This window comes from Sphingomonas sp. T1 (genome assembly GCF_902506585.1).
GTDB classification, from domain to species: domain Bacteria; phylum Pseudomonadota; class Alphaproteobacteria; order Sphingomonadales; family Sphingomonadaceae; genus Sphingomonas; species Sphingomonas aerolata.
On record NZ_LR733910.1, the window covers coordinates 26,391 to 45,849 of the forward strand.

A 19,459-nucleotide genomic window follows, 5' to 3' on the forward strand; every position below is an offset into this window, starting at 1 on the left:
CCGTCATGGTGCAGCCCCCTGGTTGATCGACGTCGACATGAGCGACTGCGTATCGGGCGTCGCTTTGATGTTAGTAACTATACCCGCCGTAACGCTGATTATGCTCGCGACGCTCATGCCGGCGCTCGCGATGCTCCTGATGCTCCTGCCGACCATTATAGCCGTAGCTGCCACGATAATAGCCGCCATTGCCACGCCAAGATTGGTTATAGCCAAGATCACGATCACGATCGCCAAAAGAGCAATCATGCCCAATGTTGCGCGGTATTGGTCACCGTAAACTTGGCCTCTACCCTAACCGCCATAGGATTGGGCCGTCGCAGCCGGGGTCAAAAAGGCAATGACCGCAAAAATTAAAATAATATTACTTTAATAAATAACTCCATTGCAAAGCGACTAAAAATTTCACAATTCAACTTATATGATATTATGAGTAAAAAAAGGTAATACTACCGGAAGCGAATACTCATAGAGGTACAATATTACATATCTTTGCATAAAACTGTACCTATGATTGGCATTATATCTAAGCCGATAAGACGGCGTACTGAGGTCAAGAAATTCGCAAACATCGAAAGTTGAAAATTTCGGCAACAGGATCGGTCGCACAGGGGTGCCGTTGCAATCCGGACTATCACTTCATCGTCGTTGATGCTACGGCGCAATCCGTGCGACGCCTCTTGAACATTTTTGCCTGCCTAATGCTCGTTTTCTCTCTTGAGACGACGGCAGCGGCGCATGTGTTCGAACGGCCGGATGCCAGCATCAGTGCAAGCGAGACGCCGGGCGAACAAATCGCCGAAGGGCACACGCCCGGCGACGCCGATCAGGTGCCCTCGGATGGCGACAAGGGTTATCCTCATCACCACGGTGGGTGCCACGGCGATCATGTCGCGGCGCCGGTCAAGATCGCCAATGCCGCCGTCACGCGCGACCTCCGCCTTGCCCCCGTTTTCGCAGGCCGATCGATGCTGCCTCTGTCCACGGCCGATCCCGCATTGAGGCCGCCACAAGCCTGACGACCCGTTAACCCCGCCGGCTGCTGCCGCGCGGGGCGAACTAGGTTCGTCAGGAGTCATCATCGATGCATCGTACAATCGCGACCTTCATGGTCGCGGCGTCCTTGGCCAGTGCGGCCGAGGCGCAGACATCACCGCCGCCGGGTCTTCCGGCGGCGACCACCTCGTCACAGGCGACGCCCGCCTTTTCGCTCGATGCCGCGCTCGGCGCTGCCGGCATGCCATCGGCTTCTCGCACGACGGCAACAGACACCACAACAGGCGGGGCGGCGTCCGGTCCCGGCGGGAGCACGCAATCCGCGCTGCCTTCGATCGGAGCGGCGACCGCGAACGTCGCGGCCGCAACCGCCGCAAGGCGTGTAGCGGGGCTGCGCCCCAATCCCGAATTACAAACGCAGGTTGAGAATATCGGCGGCAGTGGTGCCTACAGGGGGGTCAGGAGTTCCGAGACAACCGTTGGCGTAGCGCTGCCGCTGGAGCTGGGCGGCAAGCGCCCCGCGCGTGTCGCGTTGGCGACGGCCCGGCTGACCCGCGCACAGATCCAGGCCGAGATCGCGCGGGCCGATCTGCGCTTGAGGGTCACACAACTCTACATCGAGGCTGCTGCGGCCGAGCGTCGCTCGGAAGTGCTGGGTGAACAGGCGGGGATCGCCAACAACGCGCTGCGCATCGCCCGAGAACGCGTCCAGGCAGGCGACGTCGGCCCGATTGAGATGCAACGCGCAGAGGTACTGCGCATCAACGCACAGATCGCCGCGGACAGCGCGACACGACAGGCGCAAGCGGCACGGGCCAATCTCGAAACGTTGCTCAATGCAGCCGTAACCGGACCGCTCGACCGCGCCTGGTTTGAGCGCATCGATGGCTATGGACCACAGCGCCCTGTCGAAATCGAAGGGACGCTGGCGCTCGTCGCTGCACAAGCCGATGTCCGCACCGCCGACGCGCAGGTTCGGGTGGCCCGCTCGTTACGTGTTCCGGACCTGACGGTCAGCGCGTTCGCGCGGCGACTGGCGGCGACCAACGATACCGCGGCCGTCGTCGGCCTTTCGATCCCGCTGCCGTTCTTCAACAACGGCAGCGCGTTCGTCGCGCAATCGCAGGCTGAACAAACCCAGGCACAAGCACTGCGCAGTCTGGCCATCGTCGACACCCGTCAGCAGATCGCCAGTGCGCAGACCGAGGTAGCGAATGCTGCCGCCACGGCACGGGCGGCGGGTGGTCCCGGCTTGGCCGCCGCGCAGGAGGCCGCCCGCATCGCGCGGATCGGCTGGACCCAGGGCAAGTTCGACCAGATCGCGCTCCTCGATGCCGAGCGCACACTGTCACAGACCCGCCAGACCTATGTCGATGCACTCGCCGCGTATCACGACGCGCAGGCTCGGCTCGATCGGCTCACGACGCCGGCCCCCACGATTTCCGGAGATGAACGATGATGAAGGATAAGCGCCTGCTTGGCGGCGGCGCGGCCGTCGCGCTCGTCGCCGCACTTGGCGGTTTCGGTGTTGCACGCTGTAGCTCGGATCAACCTGCTCCCACGGAAGCGGCGAACGGCAACACCGCAGCCCCGGCCGAGGAGGAAAAAACGCCAGACACGGTGGCGATGACCGCGCAGGCGATCGAGCAGGCCGGCATCGCAACCGAGACGATCAATCCCGGCGGGTTGGGCGCGGAGATTGTTGCGCAAGCGACGGTAAGCGCATCGCCGCAAGGCGAGGCGATCGTCAACGCCCGCGCAGCCGGTGCCGTGACGCGGCTGATGAAGCGGCTTGGCGACCCGGTGCGTGCCGGCGAGACGCTGGCGATCGTCGAAAGCCGCGATGCGGCGCAGATCGCGGCTGACCGCAGCGCTGCCGCTGCCAAGTCGACGCTGGCGCAGAAGGCGCTCGCTCGCGAAAGTTACCTGTATCGCCAGAAGGTCTCTGCCCGCGTCGAGCTGGAACAGGCACAGGCGGAAGCCGCCTCGGCCGCGGCCGAAGCGCGACGCGCCAGCGTCGCGGCGGGTGCCGCGCGCATCACGTCCGATGGACGCGGCGTGCTGGTGTCGAGCCCGATTTCAGGCCGCGTCACCTCGGAGAATGTCAGCCTGGGCGCGTTCGTCCAGCCGGAAACCGAACTGATGCGTGTTGCCGATGCGTCGAAGATACAGGTCGAAGCTGCGGTCGGACCGGCTGATGCACAGCGGCTTTCTGCTGGCGATCGGGCGATCATCGAACTGCCTGATGGCCGGACGGTGGAGGCGCGGGTACGCGCCGTCACGCCGGGCCTTGCCAACGACACGCGCTCGGCGACCGCGGTCCTTGATGTGACGGGAACACTGCAACCGGGTCTCGCGGTGCGAGTGCGTCTACTCCCGAGCCGGGGCAGCACGTCGAATGCGATCGTGGTGCCGGAAGATGCGGTCCAGACGGTCGAAGGGCGCGATGTCGTGTTCGTACGGACCGCCAAGGGCTTCCGCGCGCAAAACGTCACGATCGGACAGCGCAGCAATGGCCGCGTCGAGATCCTGAAGGGGCTGCCCGCTGGCAGCCAGGTCGCGACCAAGAACGCATTCCTGCTCAAGGCCGAACTCGGCAAGGGCGCGGGCGAGGAAGAATAGACCATGATAGCCAACCTCATGGCGCTCTCCGTCCGCGCCCGCTGGACGGTCCTCGCATTGTTCCTCGTCATCGCCGGCCTCGGCGTGTGGCAGCTTACCAAGCTGCCGATCGACGCGGTGCCCGACATCACCACCAAACAGGTTCAGATCAATACGGTCGATCCGCGGCTTTCACCGGTCGAGATCGAAAAACTCGTCACCTATCCGGTAGAAATATCGCTCGCCGGCATCCCCGGCCTGGAGACGACGCGCTCCATCTCGCGCAACGGCTTCAGCCAGGTCAGCGCGATCTTCACCGACAGCACCGACCTTTACTTCGCGCGGCAGCAGGTCGGTGAACGCCTGCGACAGGCCGCCGAGAACCTGCCGGACGGCGTGGAACCGCAGATCGGACCGGTAACGACCGGCCTCGGCGAGATCGTCATGTACACGGTCGGCTACGCCAATCCGGACGGAAAAGGCGCGAAGAAGGTGGCGGGCCAACCCGGCTGGCAACCCGATGGCAGCTACCTGACGCCGGAAGGCGAACGGTTGACCGACGCTGTCAAGAAAGCCGGTTATCTGCGCACCGTGCAGGATTGGATCATCGGTCCGCAGCTTCGCTCGGTGAAAGGCGTGGCAGGCGTCGATTCCATCGGCGGCTTTGCCAAGACGTTCGTGGTCGAGCCCGATCCGACAAAGCTCGCCAGCTTCGGCATCTCGTACAGCGAGCTGGGGCAGGCGCTCGAAAACGCCAATCTCGCGGTCGGCGCCAACTATTATAACAAGGGCGGCGAAGCCTATCTTGTCCGCGTCGACTCCCGCGTGCGAACCGTCGATGAAATCCAAAATGCCGTCGCGGCAACGCGGGGCGGAACGCCGATTACGATCGGCCAGATCGCCAACGTCCGCATCGGCGGCGATCTGCGCACGGGTGCGGGTAGCATGAACGGGCGGGAAGCGGTGATCGGCACGGTGCTGATGCTGATCGGACAGAACAGCCGCGTCGTTGCCGAGCAGGCGTCGACCAAGCTCGATCAGATAACCAAGACCCTGCCAAACGGGATACAAGTAAAGGTAGTGCTGAACCGCGCCGAGCTGGTCGGCGCTACGGTGGCTACGGTGCAGCGCAACCTGACCGAGGGCGCGATCCTTGTTGCGGTTGCGCTGTTCCTGCTGCTGGGCAACTGGCGTGCCGCGGTGATCGCGGTGCTGGTGATCCCCTTTTCGTTCCTGATGATGGCCATGGGAATGAACGCGTTCAACGTCCCCGGCAATTTGATGAGCCTGGGAGCGCTCGACTTCGGTCTGATCGTGGATGGCGCAGTCATCATCATCGAAAACTGTCTCGCCAGATTGGCGCATCGACAGGAACATGAAGGCCGGCTGCTCGCGCTTCGGGAACGGCTGGAAGAGACGATGCGGGCGGCGCAGGAGATGATCAAGCCGACCGTCTTCGGGCAAGCGATCATCCTGCTCGCGTTTGCCCCGCTGCTGACCTTCACCGGCACCGAAGGCAAGACGTTCTCGCCGATGGCGATCACGATCATGCTCGCGCTGGTGGCGGCATTCTTGCTGGCGATCACGCTTGTTCCCGCACTGGTCGCTATCCTGATCAGCGGCAAGGTCGCGGAAAAGGACGTGTGGCTGATCCGCAAATCCAAGGCGGGCTATCTTCCACTGCTGGATCAGGCGATTGCGCGGCCGTGGCCGTTTATTATCGGCGGACTGGCCTTCTTCCTGGCGGCAATCCCTGCGTTCGGGTTGCTGGGATCGGAATTTATCCCTCAGCTTGATGAGAAAAACCTGGCATTCGCGTCCACGCGCGTGCCCTCGGTCAGTCTCGAACAATCGCTCTTGATGGAGCGCAAGGTTGAGGCGGCGGTAACGAAAATCCCCGAGGTCGCCTTGATGTTCTCCAAGACAGGCACTGCGGAAGTCGCGACCGACCCGATGCCGCCGAACGTTTCGGACGGCTTCGTCATTCTGAAACCATCAGAGGAATGGGCAAAGGGCACAACCAAAGCCGATGTCGTCGCCAAGATTGAAAAAGCGACGGGCGGACTGCTCGGTAACCTTTACGAGGTCAGCCAGCCGATCCAGCTTCGCTTCAACGAGCTGATTGCCGGCGTCCGCGGCGACGTCGCGATCAAGCTCTACGGTGACGATCTCGACAAGATGTCGCAGACTGCGAATGAGATGGTGCGTGTCCTGCAGACCATCCCTGGTGCCACAAGCGTCAAGGCCGAACAGGTCGGTGGCGCGCCGGCGCTCGACGTGAAGCTCGACCGTGCGGCCATCGCGCGGCTCGGCCTCACGGTGCGCGATGTATCCGATACGATCGCGGCGGGCCTGGGCGGACGTGAATCGGGATTGGTATACGAGGGCGATCGTCGGTTTGACGTCACCGTGCGCGTGCCCGAGGCGACGCGTGCCAACCTCGACGACATTCGGTCGCTGCCAGTGCTGCTGCCGGAAGTCGAAGGACGTCCCCGGGCACAGGTGCCGCTTGCGCAGGTAGCACAAATCCGGCTGACCGAGGGGCTGAACCAGATCAGCCGGGAGAACGGAAAGCGTCGTGTTGTCGTCCAGGTAAACCTTGGCGGACGCGATGCCGGCTCGTTCGTGGCAGAAGCGCAGGCAAAGATCGCGAAAGTGAAGCTGCCGGCCGGCTACTACCTCGAATGGGGGGGGCAGTTCGAGAACCTGCAGGCGGCCTCGGCTCGGCTGTCGATCGTCGTACCACTCTGCTTCCTCGCAATCTTCGGGCTGCTCTACATGGCGCTCGGCGGGTTCGGGCGGGCGGCATCTGTGTTCCTGGCGGTGCCGCTGGGGCTCGCCGGCGGCGTGTTCACGCTCGCCTTAACCGGGATCAACTTCTCGGTGTCCGCGGCCGTCGGGTTCATCTGTCTCGCCGGCGTGGCGGTCCTGAACGGCCTCGTGGTGATGACCGCGATCCGGGAAAGCAGCGAAGCCGGACTACCCGTCGCGGAGGCTATCCGACACGGCATGGCCGAGAAGATGCGGGCGGTGATCATGACCGGGTTCGTGCCCGCCATCGGCTTCGTGCCGATGGCACTCGCTCACGGCACCGGCGCGGAAGTGCAGAAGCCGCTCGCCGTGACCGTAATCGGTGGCCTCGTTGCCGCGACCATCCTGACCCTGCTGGTGCTTCCAGCCATCGCCAAGGTCGTCCTGGGGGCGACGTCCGGCAAACGAACAAAGGATGACGACCGACCGACCGACGCACACGAGGAGGCCACGGCATGACCATGATGAAGCTGCTGCGGGTATATACCGACGAGAATGCGTATTTTGGGGACCGCAAGGTCTTCGAACTCATTGCCGAGCGGGCGCGCGACGCCCGTCTCGGCGGTGCGACGGTGATCGAGGCGATGATCGGGATCGGGCGATCGGCGCACACACACCGTCGTCATATCCTCGAGAACGACCGGTCGGTGGTGATCGAGATCGTCGACGACGACGCGAAACTTCGGACCTTCATGACGGGCTTGCGCGACCTGAAGGGAATCGGCCTGATAACGCTGGAGGCAGTGGAAATCATCGACCTCCATGCCGACGCGGACGCGGACGATGACGGACGTTGAGCATGGCGGCGCGATCGGTCCAGTTGGCGCTTCGCCTGATGGTGCGCGCCCGGCGAATGCCGCGCGCGCCGCGATCGAGAATGTCGTGATCCTGACGGCATCGCCGCTGCGCGTCTGGTCGGTCCTCACGGACTTCGCCGCGCATTCGCAATGGAAGCCGTTTGTTCAACTCGCGGGTGAAGCGGTCGAGGGCGGCGAGGCAACGTACAGCTTCCGCATCGGGGGGCTTGGGAAGCCTGTCACGACGACGGCTGACATCACCCGTGTCGAAAAGCCCGTCGTCTTTGCGTGGACTGCGGGTGTAGCAAAAGTGCTGTTATTCGAAGAACTGTACGAACTAGAAAGCGATCCGGCTGGCACTCGCCTGCGACATAGCTTGCGTTTTCACGGTTTACTCAATGGCATATGGACGGCGCTCCTGCGTAAGAAGCTGCAGGCAGGGCTTGTCCAGTCGGATCGATGCCTGGACCGGCGGCTTCGGTCGCTAGCAGTGCGGCCAAATCCGAAACCACGGCTCTTACCTGTCCGGCATGGTGGCAAGAAAACCAGGAGGCATAATTGATGCCACTTTGCAGCAAGGTTGCAACCCTGAGCTTGGCTTCGATGATGGCGCTGTCTGCCTGCTCTGAACAATCCCCGAAGATGCCACCAACCGAGCAGGAGACCCACGCCCGCGACAGTGCCGTGACAAGCGGTACGCCAGGTCGCCACCTTTATCGATGCGACGATGATCAGACGCTCTTGGTCGACTTCAAGGATCAGGGGCTCACCATCGAGTTACGGCGCGATGCGAGTGCGCCCGCGGCCGTTCTGACGGCACCGTTGCAGGGCCTCCAATACGTCGGAGATGCGGAGACTGCGACGTTTTCGGGCAACCAAATCAAAGTCGAGGCACCCGGCAAACGTCCGATGCTTTGCCAGAAAGCGACCCAGTTATGACTGATCCCACTCTAGATGCCGGCGCGACAGATCGTCAGCGACGTACGCTCTGGATCGTCCTGATCCTCAACGCGGCGCTTGCTGTAGCATTCGTCGCTACGGGACTGATCGGCGATTCCAGTGCGCTGATCGCCAATGGTCTCGACAACGGTTCCGATGCCGCGGTCTATGGGCTCAGCATCGTCGCGTTGACGCGCAGCGCACGCTGGAAGCAACTCGCGGCCGGGGTGTCCGGCATCATGCTGCTCCTGTTCGCGGTCGCGGTCCTCATCGATGTCGCGCGCCGTTTCGCGCAGGGCAGCGATCCGATCGGTCCGACCATGATCGGCATGTCGATCGTCGCGGGTATAATCAATTATCTTTGCCTGCGCCTCCTGCAGAAGCTGGAGAACAAGGACGTCAACCTGCGCGCGGCGACGACCTTCAGCCTTAACGACTTCATCTCGAACGGCGGCATTGTCATCGCCGGCGCTTTGGTCATGTGGCTGGGCGTGAACTGGCCGGACCTCGTGGTCGGGCTGGCGACGGCCGCCATCCAATTGTGGGGCGGCATCAAGATCCTGCGCGACGCGAAACAGGATGCGCGCCTAACCAAGGACAATCAGAATGGCTGAGAAAACCAGGCTCGACCTTGCCGTCATCCTGCCCGACGTGCCGGATGCCGCGGACGCCTGCGTCACGCGGCTTGTACAGAGGTTGGTAGACCGCGAAGGCGTCAGCGAAGCCCATGTCGTCCCCGCCAGCGGCGAGACGCCGGCGCAATTGTGCATTCATTACGATCCAGACCGGCTTTCACTCTTTCGCATTCGCAAGGTAGCGTCTGGCGCAGGCGCGCAAATCGGTGCGCGCTATGGTCACGCGATGTTCGACATCGCGGCCATGCATCAACGGCGCGCGCGTACCCTCGCCGATCGATTAAAGGCCATGCCTGGAGTACTGGAAGCCGATGTCGCTGCTGGTGGTCGTGTGCAGGTCGAGTTCGACCGGGAACGCACCGACGAAGCCACCATCCGCAGCGCCGTTGCCGATCGTGACGCGCCCGCTTCCCAAACCTCGAACGACGATCACGCGGGTCACGATCATGGTCCGGGCGAACACGATCACGGCAAGGAGGGACACAACCACAGTCATGGCGGTATCCTCGGACCGAACACCGAGCTGTTCTTCGCGCTCGGCTGCGGTGCCGTCCTCGGCGTCGGCTTCGCGATCGAGAAACTGGTTGTCGGGGCACCGTCCTGGCTGCCGCTCGCCTGCTACCTGATCGCCTATGTTCTGGGCGGCTTCTTCACCGTTCGCGAGGCGATCGATAATCTGCGAATGCGCCGGTTTGAGATCGACACGCTGATGCTGGTCGCCGCGGCGGGGGCGGCCGCGCTCGGCGCCTGGGCGGAAGGCGCGCTGCTCCTGTTCCTGTTCAGCTTTGGCCATGCCCTCGAACATTATGCGATGGGCCGCGCCAAGCGAGCGATCGAGGCACTGGCCGAGCTGGCGCCGAAAACAGCCCTGGTTCGCCGGGAAGGCCGGATCAGCGAGGTCTCAGTCGATACGCTGGTGATGGGCGACATCGTCGTTGTCAAACCCAATGCGCGGCTGCCCGCCGACGGCTTCCTGACACTGGGCTCAAGCAGTATCAACCAGGCGCCTGTGACGGGCGAGAGTATCCCGGTCGACAAGACCGCCGTCGACGATGCGGATCAGGCCCGGGCCGATCCCGACCGCGTCGATGCCGCCAGCCGTGTGTTCGCCGGCACGATCAACGGTAGCGGGGCGATCGAGATAGAGGTCACGCGCTTGTCGACCGAAAGCGCGCTCGCCAAAGTCGTGAAGATGGTCAGCGAGGCTGAGACGCAGAAGTCACCGACGCAACGCATGACCGACCGGTTCGAGCGCGTGTTCGTGCCGGTGGTGTTGGGTCTGGCCGTCCTGCTGCTGTTCGCGTGGGTCGTCATCGATGAACCCTTCCGCGACAGCTTCTACCGCTCGATGGCAGTCCTCGTCGCCGCCAGCCCCTGCGCGCTGGCGATCGCAACGCCGAGCGCCGTGTTGTCGGGTGTCGCTCGCGCCGCGCGCGGCGGTGTGCTGGTGAAGGGCGGCGGGCCGCTGGAGAACCTCGGTTCGCTGACCGCCATCGCTTTCGACAAGACCGGCACGCTCACGGAAGGCCAGCCTCGGATCACCGATGTTGTCGCTATGGCGGGGGTAGCCGATGACCGGCTTCTTATCACGGCCGTCGCCGTGGAAGCCCTGAGCGATCACCCTCTTGCTGCGGCGATCGTCAAGGACGGCAAGACACGCCTAAACGACGCCGCGTTGCCACAGGCTAGCGATCTGGAAAGCCTGACCGGCCGTGGCGTCCGCGCGACGCTGGAGGGCGATCCTGTCACGATCGGCAAGGCCGAGATGTTCGGCAAGGACGGTCTCGCTGCATTGGCCGAAGAAACGATGGCCGCGGTCGAACGGCTCCGCGCGGGCGGGCGGACGACAATGGTCGTGCGACGCGGTGACGTCGATCTGGGCGTGATCGGGCTGATGGATACGCCCCGTGCGGCAGCCAAGGCGACGCTCGCGATGCTGCGCACGCTCGGCATCAAGCGCATGATCATGATCTCGGGCGACAACCAGACGGTCGCTGAGGCAATCGCCCGCGAGGTTGGTATCGACGAGGCATGGGGCGACCTGATGCCGGAAGACAAGGTCGAGGCGATCAAGAAGCTGCGCAGCGACGGCAAGGTGGCGATGGTCGGCGACGGCGTGAACGACGCGCCCGCGATGGCGAATGCGACCGTCGGGATCGCGATGGGCGCGGCGGGCTCCGACGTCGCGTTGGAGACTGCCGACGTGGCGCTGATGGCGGACGACCTCGCCCATCTCCCGTTTGCGGTCGGCCTGTCGCGGCAGACCCGGTCGATCATCCGGCAGAACGTCTTCGTCAGTCTGGGCGTGGTGGCGATCCTGGTGCCCGCGACGATCTTCGGTCTCGGGATCGGGGCAGCCGTCGCCATGCACGAAGGGTCGACGTTGCTTGTCGTCGTGAACGCGTTGCGGCTGCTCGCCTATCGCGATCGGTTCGCCGCGTCGCGGACCGCCTGATGTCCTGGAGACCGCGTCCATCCGATGCGGTCTCCGCAGGTTAGGAAGGACCGTTTGAGATGTCCGATACCACCGTCTCCGGCGTCCTAGCCGTTCGTGCGCAGATCCTCGCACGCAGTCAGACGCTCAACCGCCTGGCGTCGCCTGCTGCGGCGCCGGGTGCAGCTACGGCCGTGCCGCGGACCGAAGCGCCCGCGACATTCGGGGACACCCTCAAGAACATCGTCGGCAAGGTGAACGAAGCGCAGGAAGCGGAGGATGTGGCCACCGAGCGCTACGATCGGGGCGAGACCACTGACATCGTCACTGTAGCGTTGATGCAGAACCGCGCTTCTGTGTCATTCGAGGCGACGCTTCAGGTCAGGAACAAGCTCCTGTCGGCCTACAGGGACATCATGAGCATTCCACTCGGATGACACAGATCAGCCGTGGAATCCTGTCTGGAAGCGTGTTCGTCAGGCGTGCGGGCGTGGTGCTAATCGCTTTGCTCGCCGCGGCGTGCTCGTCCCCAGATGCGGATGCCGATGGCGAGGCGCACAACACCTCGGCGCCCGGTTCCAAGATGCAGATGCATGTCTTCACCTGTGAGGATGGATCATCGATCCTAACTGGCTTGAGTGCCGACAGCTTCGTTGTCGATCTGGTCGGTTCAGCGCCAGAGGACCGTGAAACGCTGACCGTGCCACGCGGACGTGCGCGCGCAGTCGATGGAAGATTGACGGTCGCGATCGGCAAGGATCTGCTCCACCTCGAGCGGATCGGGCAAAAGGGTGGCAACGAACATCTGTCGTTCAGGGGAAAATCATGCTGGCGCTGAGCTATACCATCATTCCGGTCCTCGCGGTTATCCTCGGCGGTGCGTTCGCGACTTGGCGCAGGCCGGGCGACGCGTTCATATCTGCCATGCAGCACCTCGCGGCAGGTGTCGTGTTCGCCGCTGCGGCGACCGAAATCCTGCCTCAGGTCCTGCACGCCGGGTCGCCGCTGGCGACGTTCATCGGCGGATCGGCCGGGGTCGCGGTCATGCTGGGACTGAAAGCATACGAGGCCCGCGCGGCCGGACCGGTCACATTGATATCCGCGGTCGGGATCGACATCGTCGTCGACGGATTGGTGCTGGGCCTTGCGTTCGTCGCCGGCGCCAAGGCGGGCGTTCTGCTCACCGTCGCGCTCACGCTGGAGGTGCTGTTCCTCGGCGTGACGCTGACGACGGAACTCGCTGAATCCATCACCTCTAAACTCAGGATCATCCTTACCGTGGTGGGACTCGCGCTGCTGCTGCCGATCGGCGCGCTGCTGGCGATCCCGGTCGCTGGCTTGTCACCCCCGGTGGTCGCCGGCTTCCTGTGCTTCGGCCTGATGGCGCTTCTGTTCCTCGTCACCGAAGAGTTGCTAGCCGAAGCACACGAGAAGCCGGACACGCCGCTGATCAGTGCGATGTTCTTCGTCGGCTTCCTGACGCTTCTTCTCATCGAGGAAATCGCACTTTGAGTAGGCATCGTTCACGCGGGTTCGATCCAGGAACCGACTATTTTAATAAGGAAAAAAGAATGTCGCTCATCAAGGCGCGCTGGCTCATTCTCAGTGTTGCTATGGCTCTGTCCGCCTGTTCCGCAGAAAAGCCTCCCTACCAGTTCGCGTCAAAAGAGTTGGGTTTGACCGATGCGATGCACGGGGCGAACCCTCCGCACGATAAGACAAGCATGGTCGTGCCATCCACGGGCGATCCGGACACCGACTTCCTGCGAGGCATGATTCCCCATCACGAAGGTGCAGTGGAGATGGCGCGTGCCGTAATCGCTAATGGAACAGATCCAAAAATTCGTGCGATGGCGGAGGAAGTAATCCGAACCCAACAGGCAGAGATCAAGACGATGCAGACTTGGCTTGCCGAACGGCAAGCTTCTGAAAAGGGCTCTCGATGACGGCTCGCAGTCATTTCGACAACGCTTCGCTACCCCTCGCGCCCTCTGCCCCTCGGGCTCCGATGGGACGGATGGCGTGACAGAAGCTCGATGCGATGCGCTCATCATCGGCGGCGGACCAGCGGGATTGACTGCCGCAATCTACCTTGCACGCTGTCATCGGCGCGTCATCGTGGTCGATGAGGGAAATAGCCGGGCAAAATGGATACCGCGTTCGCACAATCACGCCGGTTTTCCGGACGGGATCGCTGGTGATGATCTTCTACAACGGATGCGCGAACAGGCCGAGCGCTACGGTGCTACGATTGTGACTGCCCGCATTGATGCAGTAGCGCAAAACGCCAATGACTTCGACGCTCGCGGGGTGGGAATAACCCTGTCCACGCGATCGATCCTGATCGCAACGGGTGTCGAGAACCGTCGCCCCTCGATCGACGCCGCGGCCCATCGCGACGCACTGGATCGCGGCCTGCTGCGCTACTGCCCGATCTGCGACGGTTATGAAGCGACTGGCCAGGCTATCGGTGTCATCGGTGCGGACACGCATGGCGTCGCTGAGGCGCTGTTCCTTCGCACGTTCTCCGACCGAATAACACTGGTGGCGAACGAGGATTTCGAACTCGACGCTTCCGACCGCGGCGCGCTGGAGGGGGCAGGCATCGCTTTCGCGCCAAGTGCACTCGAACAAATCGACTTTTCTGGAGAACACGTAACGCTGCGTCTAGCCGATGCGACCGAAATGCAGTTCGATACGATCTACCCGGCGTTGGGTTCGGACAGCAATAATGCTCTTGCGAAGCAGCTCGGGGTCGAGCTTAGCGATGATCGCTGTATTGTAGTTGATACCAAACAGCGCACTAGCATCTCGGGTGTTTACGCTGCTGGTGACATCGTTATGGCGCTAGATCAGATAAGCGTCGCCATGGGTCATGCAGCTATCGCCGCAACCGCTTTACATAACGACCTACGCAAGCTCGATGGCCATACCCACTGAAATAAGATTATTAGTCCTTGATAACTGCCATGGAATGAGGCTATGTTGTGTCGATCAGCGAACTGTCTAATTTGACAATGAAATACTCGCCTCCGTTCATCCGCCATCCCATCCACTGGTGGGAGCTGGCGGTCCCAGCCGGCGTATGGATTGCCAGCGCGAAGATGCTATTGGCATGTGCCCGCACGTTGCGCCGGTCAGGATTTCGGCATCCAAATACTATATTTTTGCTTATTCGATTATCGAGTCGATTTTTTCGCATTGGTTTCCGGATTTGGCGGCACTTAGGAAGCAAGTGGCGCTAAACGCTGTAATGTATCTACGGCGCCGACGGGGTCCTGCAGATTGACATCCAATCGCCAGTACCAGTTCATTGTTTCAACGGATCAACACTAATCGTACATCGCACCGGCGTGCGCCCCTTGTTCGCGCGTTTTCTGCACGCCTGCAAAATAACGCGATTGGCGGTGACAATCCGGTCACCCGCCGCGATGTTAGCAAAAGCATCCGGTGCTGCGGCTTGCATAAGCCGCTGACCGGCTTCCCATTTCGGCAGGCCGAGCGTGCGCACCGCCATCCACTCGGGCACCTGCCATTTCGCCGGCAACTCGCGCGCGACGATCCCCGGCACGATCATCCATAGCAGCGCCCCGCCCAGGAACGCCCCGGCGCCGACCTGCCACAGGGTCCGGCGCTGCTCGTCCGCGCGGCGGGCATAACCACCGATGCCGTGCAAGGCGGTGGTCGCCTTGTCCATCTTCTCGCCGGCGGTCGCGATCAAGCGCCGGTCCTCATCACGGGCATGGGCGCCGGCCGCGACGATCCTGTCGGCGACATAGCGCGGCGCGACATTGTCCTCGGCCGCCTTCGCCAGCACGCCGACATTCTGCATGGTCGCGTTAAGCGCTTTCGCCATCTTCCCCAGCGTCTCGCTGTAATCGGGGAATTCCGGCACTTCGGCACGTTCAGCTGCCAGTCGCTCGACGGCGCGGCGCATCAATGCAAGCTCGCCACGCACGCCCTCGAACGCCTCCGCTGCGGCATCTAGTTCGTGATCGTCACCCATGCATTGCTTCTCCTTTTACCGCACGAAAGCACAAACCGGATCATACCCGAAGGCACGAACTCTCACCGGCTCATCCCCCGGTCCCGATCGCGCCCGCGATCAAGCGACGACGACAGGGCATCGCCGATCGCCCGCTCGCGCTCGGTTTTCAGTACCAGCTCGGGCGCGCGGGCGCGCAACGCGGATTCGAGCTGTGGGTCGCGGTGCAGGCCACCCGCGGCCTTCTCCATCCGCTCGCGCAACCGCTCGGCACCGGCGCTGTCGCCGGCCCGCTCCATGCCCGCCCGCGCCTGCTGCATCTTCTGCCAACCCTCCACGAACCGGTCCGCGCGCGCCTCCGGATCGAGCCGCACGCGCTGCTCTTCGGCCATCGCGCGCGCGGCACCGGTCGTATTGCCGCCCGCCACCTGCTCGATCAGCTTCGGGTCGCGCGCCAACGCCGATGCAAGATCACGCGCGGTATGGGGACGGCTCGCGTCCAGCGTCTCACCGGCTTTCTGCAAGGCGCTTTCCTGATGCGGCAGCACCGGCAGCCCCTTGTCGCGCATCCGGCCTATATCGCCCACGGCACGCGCATAGCGTTCGATCGCCTTGGCCTGGTCGGGCTTGCCAGCGGTCGAAAGCCCGCCGCGATCAAGCACTGGCGACGCCGCTTTCTCCAGCGGCGGTTTCGGCCGGAAGCCGGCGAACATGCCCCTGGCCTTGTCGCGGACCTTCTCGACCATCTGGCGCGCGCGTTCCGGGAACCGGATCTCGCGCCGATCGGCGAACGCGCGGGCCTGGTCCTGCTCGGGCTTGGCGTAATCGCCGGCCATGTCCTTGCCCCGCTCGCGGCTGAGCGTGCGGACAAGCTGGCGCTGATCGGCGAAGTCGTCGCGGCCATAATGGAGCTGCACGTCGTCACGATGCCGCGACATGCCGACATAGGCGCTGTGGCGGTCCATGCCGGGGGTGGCGAGGACATGCGCCCGATCGACCGTCACGCCCTGCGATTTGTGAAACGTCGCCGCATAGCCGTGATCGACATGGGCGTAATCCTTGGTGTCGAACGCGACCCCGCGCCCGTCATCGAGGCGCACCGCCATGCCCTCGGGCGATACCCGCTCGATCGTGGCGAGCGTGCCATTCTTCACCCCCATACCCCGTTCGTTACGCAGGAACATGATGCGGTCGCCGGTCGCGAACTGCCGCTCGCCACGCTCGGCCTTCACCGTCACGTTGTCGCCAAGGTCGCCGCTCGCGCGCAACCGGTCGCGCGCCTCGCCATTGAGGCTCTGCACTTCGGCGTTGGTGTGGGTGAGGATGATCCGGGTGCTTCCGGCTTCGGCCTGGCGCGCGCGATCCCACCCGTCGACCAGTTCGCCCCGCGCCTGCTCGCGGGTGTCGGCCGCGTGGACCATGCCCTTGCCGTCATAGGCGTGGATCGCTTCGCCGGTGCGCCCGGTCGCCAGCGCGCGGGTGGCGTCGCGCTGCCAGTCCTCGCGCTGCCGCCTGATCTCGGTGATCTCGGCCGCGCCGTGGCGCTCGGTGACGCTGCGGAACGCCGCGCCCGCCTCGATCGCCTGCAACTGCTCGGGGTCGCCGACCATGACAACCTTGGCCCCGGCATCGCGCGCCTGCGACAGCACCCGCTCCATCTGGCGCGAGCCGATCATGCCGGCCTCGTCCACCACCAGCACGTCCCTAGGGCCTAGCTGCTCGCGCCCCTGCCCCCATGCGTGTTCAAGACTGGCGATGGTGCGGGACCGGATGCCGGACCCGCCCTCAAGGTTCTCGGCCGCGATGCCCGACAATGCCGCGCCACGAACCGTGTAGCCCTGCCCCTCCCATGCCTCGCGCGCGACGCCCAGCATCGCAGATTTGCCGCTGCCGGCGTAGCCGACGACGGACGCCAGCCCTGCGTCGCCGGTGACGTGATCGAACGCGTCGCGCTGCTCGCGGGACAGGACAAGCCCCCGCGCCTCGGCCGCGCCGATCGCGGCGTCACGCTGCCGATCGCCGACACTGTGTTCGCCCCGGCCCGCCAGCTCGTCGCCGGCCCGCTCAAGCCGGTTCTCTACTGCAATCATGTCGCGCGACGTGAACCGCTCCTGGTCCCGCCCGTCCTTCCCCAATGCGACCAGCTCGGGCGACGCCCGTACCGCCCCCATTACCTGGTCGAACTGATCCTTGCCGTCGCTGTGGCGGAACGCGAACGTCGCAAGGTCGCGGGTGGTGAACGTCGCTTGGCTGCGCGTGATCGCGTCCAGCGCGACATTAGGATTGGCGATGATCTTCGCGCCGTTCTCACGGGCGATGCGCGTGTGATCCTCGATCCGCTCCGCCTCAAGTCCCTGCTCCGGCCGGCGCGATGCTGCGGGTCCGATCTTGTGCTGCGGCTCCAGGCCAATCCCCTGCGCCTCATAGGAGCGATGATCGATCCGACCCTCAAGCCCCAGCTCGGCCATGCGCTCGTTGACGTGCGCGCTCCACGCCTCGCGCCAGTCCTTCAACAGCTCGGTGCTGTTCCAGTCCCGGTTCTTCTTCCCGAAGCCGTCCGGTCCCACGTCGCGCATCGTCATCATCACATGCGCGTGCGGCTTCGGCGTGCCGTCCTTCGCCTTGTCCCAATGCACGTTCAGGTCTGCGACCATCCCGCGATCGACAAACTGCTTCTTCACGAAATCGCGTGCGAGCTGGACACCCTGCTTCTCGTTCATCTCGCGCGGAATCGAGAACTCCACTTCGCGGGCAAGCTGCGCGTCCTTGCGCTTCTCACCGGCCTCCACTTCGTTCCACAAGGTCGAGCGGTCGTTTAAACGCTCCGGTGCGCCCTCCGGCAACATCACCTCGGAGTGGATCACACCGGCCTTGTTGCTGAAATCGTGATCGCGGTTCAGACGGTCATCGTGCAGCTCGGACGCGGAACGATAGGCGGCGCTCGCAACGGCGCTCGATCCGTTCGCGCGGCTCACAACCTTGGCGGAAAAATGGTAGATCGCCATGATGCTCCGCACATTGCCTTACTTAGCGCACGTCGGCAACGACGTATAAGCGCGCACTCATCACTCGCTACGCTCCTCATGATTGACTTCGTGCTGCTTCCTGCTTGATCTCTCCATACACTCTGGCAAACTGCCTACAGCAGGGAGAGAATTTGATGAGCCATCCCCATAAGGGTGCGATGAAGCATCATCGCAATGAGCATATTGCCAATGCGCTGGGGATCGATGTGGGTACGCTCAGGAAGCACCCCTTCAGCGTGACGAAAACACCAGTCACAACGGCATGGCGTGAAGATGGGGTAATCTATGGCTGGCGCATTGTTTGGGAGGGGAAAGCACCGCCCGGCATCGATGTGGATGGCACAGCGGGTTCGCTGTGGTCGGATATTCCAGCTGCGTTGGAGGAACTGGATGAGGATAACTCGTGATGCGTAAGGTTCGCGATTACGATGCCGAGCTGAGGGCGCTGAACGACAAGGCTCGGTCGCTCAAGGCGAAGCGGGTCGAACAGCTCGGCCAGCTCGTTGCCGCTACAGGTGCCGATGCGCTGGATGCGCAAACCCTTACCGGCGTCCTGCTCGATGCGATTGGATCGAAAGACGCTGCGGCAAAGGAGGCGTGGCGATCGAAGGGCGCGGCGTTCTTTCAGCGGCGTGGGCGCAAAGGTGGCGGCGTTGCTGCAATCGACGGATCGGGCGCTACGATTGAACCGGGCGGCGACGCTGCGAGCGGAAGCGGCGGAACGGCGAACGGATAGCAGGAGCTGGGTCGTGCAACGTCGCGAACGAACACGCCACCTGATTGAGCTGGGCGGACTGGTCCAGAAAGCTGGCTTGGTCGAGCTGACAGACGATGATCGCGCCACCCTTTACGGCGCGTTGCTTGATCTCGCCGGGCGTGGTCGCGGCGACGATTCTGGCGATATGCTGGCGCTGTGGAAAAGACGCGGAAAACGCGCGTTCGATTCTGAGGCCGATGCACCTTCTGGCTCGCTTGCTGAGGGGTGACCCCGTAACCAGTCCTACCGTGCCTCCGGCCTCAACCTGCTGGTCGCCGCGATCATCCTGTGGAACACCCGCTATCTCGAACAGGCACTGGCCGACATGGGAACGCTGGAAGACGTTGCCCGTGACGTGACCCCCGTTTTTTCCTCCAGTTGGAGCTAGAGTCCGACCCCGGAAAGGGACGGACAGATGAAGCGGAAGCAGTTTTCGGAAGAGCAGATCATCGGCATCCTGAAGGAGGCCGAGGCTGGT

Annotated in this window: 20 protein-coding genes and 1 pseudogene; 19 read left to right on the forward strand and 2 right to left on the reverse strand. The window is 63.5% G+C overall.

The genetic code is table 11. The annotated features are described in order from the left end of the window. Nucleotides 1–22 precede the first annotated feature (22 nt). From GV027_RS20450 to GV027_RS20520, 15 genes are all read left to right on the forward strand, one after another. Complete coding sequence (locus tag GV027_RS20450; RefSeq protein ID WP_156360278.1) at nt 23–280, forward strand: hypothetical protein; 258 nt, start codon at nt 23–25, stop codon at nt 278–280. Nucleotides 281–578: 298 nt separating this feature from the next. Then, complete coding sequence (locus tag GV027_RS20455; RefSeq protein WP_156360277.1) at nt 579–1,019, forward strand: hypothetical protein; 441 nt, start codon at nt 579–581, stop codon at nt 1,017–1,019. Nucleotides 1,020–1,084: 65 nt separating this feature from the next. Next, complete coding sequence (locus GV027_RS20460) at nt 1,085–2,455, forward strand: TolC family protein (protein ID WP_159513452.1); 1,371 nt, start codon at nt 1,085–1,087, stop codon at nt 2,453–2,455. Beyond that, nucleotides 2,455–3,618 (forward strand): efflux RND transporter periplasmic adaptor subunit, encoded by a 1,164-nt coding sequence (locus GV027_RS20465; RefSeq protein ID WP_200912159.1) that lies wholly within the window; start codon nt 2,455–2,457, stop codon nt 3,616–3,618. The genes GV027_RS20460 and GV027_RS20465 overlap by 1 nt, the downstream gene beginning before the upstream one ends. Nucleotides 3,619–3,621: 3 nt before the next feature. After that, the gene (locus tag GV027_RS20470; protein ID WP_056060082.1) at nt 3,622–6,867 is read left to right on the forward strand and encodes an efflux RND transporter permease subunit; all 3,246 of its coding nucleotides are present in this window, start codon (nt 3,622–3,624) and stop codon (nt 6,865–6,867) included. After that, a complete protein-coding gene (locus GV027_RS20475) occupies nt 6,864–7,205 on the forward strand; it encodes a DUF190 domain-containing protein (protein WP_056060080.1) in 342 nt (113 codons plus the stop codon). The genes GV027_RS20470 and GV027_RS20475 overlap by 4 nt, the downstream gene beginning before the upstream one ends. Next, on the forward strand, nt 7,192–7,767 hold the full coding sequence (locus GV027_RS20480; RefSeq protein WP_056405879.1) for an SRPBCC family protein: 576 nt from the start codon (nt 7,192–7,194) through the stop codon (nt 7,765–7,767). Before GV027_RS20475 ends, GV027_RS20480 begins: the two co-directional genes overlap by 14 nt. Beyond that, the gene (locus tag GV027_RS20485; protein ID WP_056060075.1) at nt 7,767–8,144 is read left to right on the forward strand and encodes a hypothetical protein; all 378 of its coding nucleotides are present in this window, start codon (nt 7,767–7,769) and stop codon (nt 8,142–8,144) included. Before GV027_RS20480 ends, GV027_RS20485 begins: the two co-directional genes overlap by 1 nt. Continuing rightward, nucleotides 8,141–8,758, forward strand: a complete 618-nt coding sequence (locus GV027_RS20490) for a cation transporter (RefSeq protein WP_056060071.1) — start codon at nt 8,141–8,143, stop codon at nt 8,756–8,758. The genes GV027_RS20485 and GV027_RS20490 overlap by 4 nt, the downstream gene beginning before the upstream one ends. Continuing rightward, nucleotides 8,751–11,234, forward strand: coding sequence for a heavy metal translocating P-type ATPase (locus tag GV027_RS20495; protein ID WP_056405877.1), 2,484 nt, complete (start codon nt 8,751–8,753; stop codon nt 11,232–11,234). The genes GV027_RS20490 and GV027_RS20495 overlap by 8 nt, the downstream gene beginning before the upstream one ends. A gap of 59 nt (nt 11,235–11,293) precedes the next feature. Beyond that, nucleotides 11,294–11,650: a flagellar hook-basal body complex protein FliE gene (gene fliE, locus GV027_RS20500; RefSeq protein ID WP_056405875.1), complete on the forward strand. Its 357-nt coding sequence runs from the start codon at nt 11,294–11,296 to the stop codon at nt 11,648–11,650. Then, nucleotides 11,647–12,051: a hypothetical protein gene (locus GV027_RS20505; protein ID WP_056060068.1), complete on the forward strand. Its 405-nt coding sequence runs from the start codon at nt 11,647–11,649 to the stop codon at nt 12,049–12,051. The genes fliE and GV027_RS20505 overlap by 4 nt, the downstream gene beginning before the upstream one ends. Next, nucleotides 12,039–12,725, forward strand: a complete 687-nt coding sequence (locus GV027_RS20510; protein ID WP_056405873.1) for a ZIP family metal transporter — start codon at nt 12,039–12,041, stop codon at nt 12,723–12,725. Before GV027_RS20505 ends, GV027_RS20510 begins: the two co-directional genes overlap by 13 nt. A 59-nt stretch (nt 12,726–12,784) precedes the next feature. After that, nucleotides 12,785–13,159: a CopM family metallochaperone gene (copM, locus tag GV027_RS20515; RefSeq protein ID WP_056060065.1), complete on the forward strand. Its 375-nt coding sequence runs from the start codon at nt 12,785–12,787 to the stop codon at nt 13,157–13,159. A gap of 76 nt (nt 13,160–13,235) precedes the next feature. Further along, a complete protein-coding gene (locus GV027_RS20520; protein WP_159513453.1) occupies nt 13,236–14,153 on the forward strand; it encodes an NAD(P)/FAD-dependent oxidoreductase in 918 nt (305 codons plus the stop codon). A gap of 370 nt (nt 14,154–14,523) precedes the next feature. Here GV027_RS20520 and GV027_RS20525 read toward each other — a convergent pair whose 3' ends face one another. Beyond that, the gene (locus GV027_RS20525) at nt 14,524–15,219 is read right to left on the reverse strand and encodes a DUF6118 family protein (RefSeq protein ID WP_183937714.1); all 696 of its coding nucleotides are present in this window, start codon (nt 15,217–15,219) and stop codon (nt 14,524–14,526) included. 62 nt (nt 15,220–15,281) lie between these two features. Then, the gene (gene traA, locus GV027_RS20530) at nt 15,282–18,203 is read right to left on the reverse strand and encodes a Ti-type conjugative transfer relaxase TraA (RefSeq protein ID WP_159513454.1); all 2,922 of its coding nucleotides are present in this window, start codon (nt 18,201–18,203) and stop codon (nt 15,282–15,284) included. A 155-nt stretch (nt 18,204–18,358) separates the two neighbouring features. Here traA and GV027_RS20535 point away from each other — a divergent pair, with 155 nt between their 5' ends. The 4 genes and pseudogenes from GV027_RS20535 to GV027_RS21980 all read left to right on the forward strand — a co-directional run. Further along, nucleotides 18,359–18,631, forward strand: coding sequence for a hypothetical protein (locus GV027_RS20535; RefSeq protein WP_156360282.1), 273 nt, complete (start codon nt 18,359–18,361; stop codon nt 18,629–18,631). Continuing rightward, nucleotides 18,631–18,960, forward strand: a complete 330-nt coding sequence (locus GV027_RS20540; RefSeq protein WP_056405867.1) for a conjugal transfer protein TraD — start codon at nt 18,631–18,633, stop codon at nt 18,958–18,960. The genes GV027_RS20535 and GV027_RS20540 overlap by 1 nt, the downstream gene beginning before the upstream one ends. A 13-nt stretch (nt 18,961–18,973) precedes the next feature. Further along, nucleotides 18,974–19,210: a conjugal transfer protein TraD gene (locus tag GV027_RS20545; protein WP_082446661.1), complete on the forward strand. Its 237-nt coding sequence runs from the start codon at nt 18,974–18,976 to the stop codon at nt 19,208–19,210. Between the two features lie 9 nt (nt 19,211–19,219). Next, a pseudogene (locus GV027_RS21980) lies at nt 19,220–19,297 on the forward strand (hypothetical protein); the annotation flags it as partial. Between the last annotated feature and the right edge of the window lie 162 nt (nt 19,298–19,459).

Excerpts from the sequence above, each read along its gene's own strand:
- GV027_RS20460 (WP_159513452.1), top strand. The coding sequence starts at position 1,085 with ATGCATCGTACAATCGCGACCTTCATGGTCGCGGCGTCCTTGGCCAGT.
- GV027_RS20465 (WP_200912159.1), top strand. The coding sequence starts at position 2,455 with ATGAAGGATAAGCGCCTGCTTGGCGGCGGCGCGGCCGTCGCGCTCGTC.
- GV027_RS20470 (WP_056060082.1), top strand. The coding sequence starts at position 3,622 with ATGATAGCCAACCTCATGGCGCTCTCCGTCCGCGCCCGCTGGACGGTC.
- GV027_RS20475 (WP_056060080.1), top strand. The coding sequence starts at position 6,864 with ATGACCATGATGAAGCTGCTGCGGGTATATACCGACGAGAATGCGTAT.
- GV027_RS20480 (WP_056405879.1), top strand. The coding sequence starts at position 7,192 with ATGACGGACGTTGAGCATGGCGGCGCGATCGGTCCAGTTGGCGCTTCG.
- GV027_RS20485 (WP_056060075.1), top strand. The coding sequence starts at position 7,767 with ATGCCACTTTGCAGCAAGGTTGCAACCCTGAGCTTGGCTTCGATGATG.
- GV027_RS20490 (WP_056060071.1), top strand. The coding sequence starts at position 8,141 with ATGACTGATCCCACTCTAGATGCCGGCGCGACAGATCGTCAGCGACGT.
- GV027_RS20495 (WP_056405877.1), top strand. The coding sequence starts at position 8,751 with ATGGCTGAGAAAACCAGGCTCGACCTTGCCGTCATCCTGCCCGACGTG.
- fliE (WP_056405875.1), top strand. The coding sequence starts at position 11,294 with ATGTCCGATACCACCGTCTCCGGCGTCCTAGCCGTTCGTGCGCAGATC.
- GV027_RS20505 (WP_056060068.1), top strand. The coding sequence starts at position 11,647 with ATGACACAGATCAGCCGTGGAATCCTGTCTGGAAGCGTGTTCGTCAGG.
- GV027_RS20510 (WP_056405873.1), top strand. The coding sequence starts at position 12,039 with ATGCTGGCGCTGAGCTATACCATCATTCCGGTCCTCGCGGTTATCCTC.
- copM (WP_056060065.1), top strand. The coding sequence starts at position 12,785 with ATGTCGCTCATCAAGGCGCGCTGGCTCATTCTCAGTGTTGCTATGGCT.
- GV027_RS20525 (WP_183937714.1), bottom strand. The coding sequence starts at position 15,219 with ATGGGTGACGATCACGAACTAGATGCCGCAGCGGAGGCGTTCGAGGGC.
- traA (WP_159513454.1), bottom strand. The coding sequence starts at position 18,203 with ATGGCGATCTACCATTTTTCCGCCAAGGTTGTGAGCCGCGCGAACGGA.
- GV027_RS20535 (WP_156360282.1), top strand. The coding sequence starts at position 18,359 with ATGAGCCATCCCCATAAGGGTGCGATGAAGCATCATCGCAATGAGCAT.
- GV027_RS20540 (WP_056405867.1), top strand. The coding sequence starts at position 18,631 with ATGCGTAAGGTTCGCGATTACGATGCCGAGCTGAGGGCGCTGAACGAC.